This is a genomic window from Gammaproteobacteria bacterium, assembly GCA_011375345.1.
Taxonomy (GTDB): Bacteria; Pseudomonadota; Gammaproteobacteria; order DRLM01; family DRLM01; genus DRLM01.
In genome coordinates this window covers 1-4,403 of sequence record DRLM01000102.1, presented here as the reverse complement: position 1 = coordinate 4,403, position 4,403 = coordinate 1, and the positions used below count along the sequence as shown (strand labels likewise).

Here is a 4,403-nt window from a genome sequence, read left to right as displayed (position 1 = left end):
TGTTGATACTCAACTCCGTCTCCGCCGCCACTTCCTTCCAGCTCTTGCCCTTCTGCCTTAGCTTCACCGCCCTTCTGCGGCGCTCGTTCAGCGCCTCCAGTGGCAACCGGCGTGCATCACTCTTTTCCAACCCTACCTCCTCATTATAGTGGGAGCATTTCATGGAAGGTAATGTTATATCAATATTTTATTGCCTGGTTAATAATACCGAAATGCTCCTTGATCAGTTTACCAACCAACTTGCTTGTCCAGAGTACAAATGGAAACCGATATTGCTCCGGGGTCTTGTTCGTGATGGCCTTGTACAGCCATTCCATCGCCTTTGCATCCAGTTTCGGCTTGCGGCCACCTCGCTTGTTGGCATCAAGTGCATCCCAACCACCGCTTCGGTAAAGAGCCAACCAGTTATAAATTGTGACGCGGAAAATACCCAAAATTCGCGCCACATCTTCTGGCGACTCACCATTTTGAACCGCCGTCACACCTCGCTTGCGAAGCGCCGTCAGTTCCTCGTGTTTCAGCTTGCGTGCATCCGTTGTATTCATGCATGTGTTTTATAATGATAGGTGCATATGTTCAAATAATTATGAGACGGTCAATAATGCCTTCGAGGCCTGGCCCGCCAACCCTCCAAAGCGGCGGCGGCCCGCTGGTGCCCCAGGGCGATCATGTCACCGGCGCGTTCGAATTCATAAAACCGGCAGGCGTTTTTTGGGATTTCCACCACGACATCCGGAGAGTAGCTGGCCAGTTTCAAGCGCGCGATGCTGTTTTGCATGGTATCCAGAGACTGCGAGACGATGTCAAACACGCCTGCCTGAGACGGTCCCCGGGTGATGTTGTTTTTTACCAGCAGCTCTTCGATGAAGGCGCGGATCTTTTGTCCGTAGCTGTTCTTGCCCGCCGGGGCGTTTTTGGCCGGTGGCGGCGCCAGGCCCGGCTCCTCCCTGCCACTCAGGTTCACCACCAGGGTCAGGTCGGTGACATCGCGCAGGGTAGGGGCAATGGGCAGAGGGTTGATCACCCCCCCGTCCACCAGCCGGCGGCCGTTGCGCTGCACGGGCGTAAACAAAGTGGGGATGGCAATGGAGGCGCGCAGGGCGTCGAACAAGGGCCCCTGACTGAACCACACTTCCCTTTCCGCCTCCAAATCCGTGGCGACAGCGGTAAACGAGATGGGCAGGTCTTCAATATCATAAGTGCCAATCAATGCACCCAGGGTCTGCATGATGCGCTCGCCCTTGAACAAGCCACCGCCTTCAAAGCTGAGGTCGAGCAATTGCAGCACATCGCGGCGTTGCAGCGCTTTGACCCAGTGGGTGTAAGTCTCCAGCTTGCCGGCGGCGTAGATACCGCCCACCAACGCCCCCATGGATGCACCGGCGATGGAACGGATGGCAAAACCGCGCTCTTCCAGGCAGTTGATCACGCCGATGTGGGCATAGCCCCGGGCCCCGCCCGCACCCAGCACCAGCGATACGGTGGTTTGGTCCATATTGCCCTCCGCCACGGAAATCACGCCGCCTCAAGAGAAAGAACGCATCCAGTACAGTGATCCAGGGTTTTGTTGCTGCGTCACCGGGTTCATTGTCCACCGACCCCTCGTCCTGCCGCAGGCGGCTGTGTGGTAGGCTGACCACCGGCCAAGGCGGTCAGGCCTGGAGCCCCGCGCCAGCCAGAGGCCATTGTTACTGTAGCTCAAGCAAGAGAATTCACCACACCTGTGGCAGCGCCATCGTATAGTCGAGGATTGGAGTATGAGCACGCAAAAAAAATTCACCCGCCGCCAGTTCGTCAAAGGTTTGGGCGCCGGGTCACTGGTGGCCGGCAGCATGCTGGCCGGCTGCACCCCTGAGGGAAGTGGCGCCGGAGGCGGAGTGGCTGTGCGGGGCCAGCGCCTGCGCTGGAAGCTGGCCACCACCTGGCCGCCGAACTTTCCCATCTTTCAGGAAAGCGTGGAACGTTTCGCCAAGGACGTGCGCCGCATGAGCGGCGGCCGGCTGACCATTCAGGTGTTCGCCGGTGGTGAGCTGGTCCCCCCCCTGCAGACCTTCGACGCCGTCTCGCAAGGTTCGGTGGAAATGGGCCACGGCGCGGCCTACTACTGGGCGGGTAAAATTCCCGCCGCCCAGTTCTTCACCGCCGTGCCCTTTGGGATGAATGCCCAGGGAATGAACGCCTGGTTGTACTCGGGCGGGGGCCTGGAACTGTGGCATGAAGTGTATGCGCCCCACAAGCTCATCGCCTTCCCCATGGGCAACACGGGGGTGCAAATGGGCGGCTGGTTCCGCCAGGAAATCAGCTCCACCGACGATCTCAAAGGCCTGAAAATGCGCATCCCCGGCTTAGGGGGAAAAGTGATGGCCAAGGTGGGGGTAAACCCCGTGCTCATGGCCGGCGGCGAAATTTATACGGCGCTGGAGCGCGGTACCATCGATGCCACCGAATGGGTGGGTCCCTTCCACGACTTGCGCCTGGGGCTGTACCGCGCCGCCCGGTACTATTACTACCCCGGCTGGCACGAACCCGGCCCCGTATTGGAACTCACCATCAACAAAAGCGCCTGGGATCAACTGCCCCGGGAGCTGCAAATGATTATTCAATATGCCGCCGCCGCCAACAATGTGTGGATGTTATCGGAGTTCGAGGCACGTAATCTCGAAGCGCTGACCACCTTGCGCGAAAAACACCATGTGCAAGTGGCCGAGTTCCCCGCCGAGGTATTGGAGCAGCTGAAAATACACACCGCGGAAACGCTGGCTGAACTGGCAGCCAGCGATGCGCTGTTCGCCAAAGTGTACCAACATTACACCGCCTTCCAGCGCAGCAACGCGGCCTGGAGCGGGGTATCCGAGCTGGCCTATGCGCGGGCGGCGGGAGCTGACGGAAGCGCAGCGCCATGACACATGTCTGCCCTGTTGAACATCTCCTGTTCCGTGCGTCGGATTTTCTTACACACCTGGTCAGACGGGCCTGGGAACAATCCGTGAAGATGTTCATTTTACGGAATAATTCCACCAACGGTACGCATCCTGCGTAACAATTGACTCACCGCGAACACGGCCTCGTGGTTTGGGCAAAAAGCCAGCCGGGATGTATTGCATAACCATCCGAATCCACCTGAACGTGGTGATAAACAAATAACATTCCATCGGGACCGGGTATTGAACCGCCCCGGACACAAACAACATAAAAAGGGGGAACCAAATATGAATCTGCGCACCTTTGGCGTAGGAACCTTCGCGTTTGTCGCGTTCATGTCTTCCGCGCACGCCCTCGTTGTATACAACAGCGACGCCGATTCCACGTTCACGCTCATCGACGCCGCAGGCATGTCCGTCACCGCAGAAACCGGCACCGAAGTACCTGCCTCAAGCACAAGCGGCACCGGCACGGCATCGGTGGACGCCGACAGCCAAACCCCTTCCGGGCTGTTCCTCATGACCGCAGGTGATTCGCTGGTGCAAAGCTCGGCAGTGTCGGGTTCTGCGGACGCCCCCTTTGGATCAAGCGACGCGACCGTGCTGAACAGCGCCTTGATCACCCTGGACAACTCACTCGGTCTCACTGACGCAACGGCCGTATTTACCTTTTCATACAGCTGGCTGGCAGAGCTGACGAAGACGGATGTCTTGCTCGAGGCCGGGCACGCCTCGCCCTTCTTTCATCTCACCGGCTTCGCGCCCTCCGGAGCCGAAACCCTGGCCATAGACACAGGCAGCGGGCCCACGGCCGTTTCAGACTGGCTTGTAAACCCTGCCATCGCGCTGACTTTGGGTGGCACGGCGACCTCGGACTCATCCAGCGGCTCCGCCACCGTCACCGCCCTGGTGACCGTGCCTTCCGGGAGCATCGATTCGTTTTCCGTTGTCACGGACTCCTCCGGCTCGGCCTTGCACCAAAGCATCCCGGAGCCCGATATCGCTTTGTTGCTGCTGGCAGGCGCGGGAGCCGCGAGCGTTGCCGCACGGCGGGGAAAAAAGGCGGTGACTTGAAAAATGCCCGGATGTTGGCACCCCGCCATCACCCAGGCATAAAGCCAAAGACATACGGGAATATAACCCATGGTGGACACGCGCAGCGTTGGGCCCCCCTAAACTACGCGGCGCTGACGAAGGGCATCATCACGGGCATCGCGCCCCCCGCGCTCAAACGGGGAAGGCAGTGAAGCCAAGACTGATTCCCCGGGCGCATGCGGCGCAAAGCATGACCGGGTGACCCGAGCAGAGGGACGTCAATCGAGTAGGAGGCGGGGTCCCCCCCGCCGTCCTCTCACACCACCGGACGTGCGGTTCCGCATCCGGCGGTTCATGAGACACACTGGAGTCGTCGCACCGTATCGAGCAGCGACACCAGCCCCAAACGATCAAAGTAGGCCTTGCGGTACGCCTGGTTCATGTGGC

Annotated in this window: 4 protein-coding genes; 2 read left to right on the top strand and 2 right to left on the bottom strand. The window is 59.5% G+C overall.

Annotated features, from left to right (window positions below; all coding sequences use genetic code 11):
* Positions 1-179: 179 nt before the first annotated feature.
* Both ENJ19_07605 and ENJ19_07600 read right to left on the bottom strand, forming a co-directional pair.
* Positions 180-545 (bottom strand): hypothetical protein, encoded by a 366-nt coding sequence (locus ENJ19_07605; GenBank protein ID HHM05593.1) that lies wholly within the window; start codon positions 543-545, stop codon positions 180-182.
* 50 nt (positions 546-595) lie between these two features.
* Positions 596-1,495: a serine protease gene (locus ENJ19_07600; GenBank protein ID HHM05592.1), complete on the bottom strand. Its 900-nt coding sequence runs from the start codon at positions 1,493-1,495 to the stop codon at positions 596-598.
* A gap of 262 nt (positions 1,496-1,757) precedes the next feature.
* Between ENJ19_07600 and ENJ19_07595 the strand changes: the two genes are divergently transcribed.
* Both ENJ19_07595 and ENJ19_07590 read left to right on the top strand, forming a co-directional pair.
* A complete protein-coding gene (locus ENJ19_07595) occupies positions 1,758-2,903 on the top strand; it encodes an ABC transporter substrate-binding protein (GenBank protein HHM05591.1) in 1,146 nt (381 codons plus the stop codon).
* A gap of 306 nt (positions 2,904-3,209) precedes the next feature.
* On the top strand, positions 3,210-3,995 hold the full coding sequence (locus ENJ19_07590; protein HHM05590.1) for a hypothetical protein: 786 nt from the start codon (positions 3,210-3,212) through the stop codon (positions 3,993-3,995).
* Positions 3,996-4,403: the final 408 nt, after the last annotated feature.

Excerpts from the sequence above, each read along its gene's own strand:
- ENJ19_07595 (HHM05591.1), top strand. The coding sequence starts at position 1,758 with ATGAGCACGCAAAAAAAATTCACCCGCCGCCAGTTCGTCAAAGGTTTG.
- ENJ19_07590 (HHM05590.1), top strand. The coding sequence starts at position 3,210 with ATGAATCTGCGCACCTTTGGCGTAGGAACCTTCGCGTTTGTCGCGTTC.
- ENJ19_07600 (HHM05592.1), bottom strand. The coding sequence starts at position 1,495 with ATGGACCAAACCACCGTATCGCTGGTGCTGGGTGCGGGCGGGGCCCGG.
- ENJ19_07605 (HHM05593.1), bottom strand. The coding sequence starts at position 545 with ATGAATACAACGGATGCACGCAAGCTGAAACACGAGGAACTGACGGCG.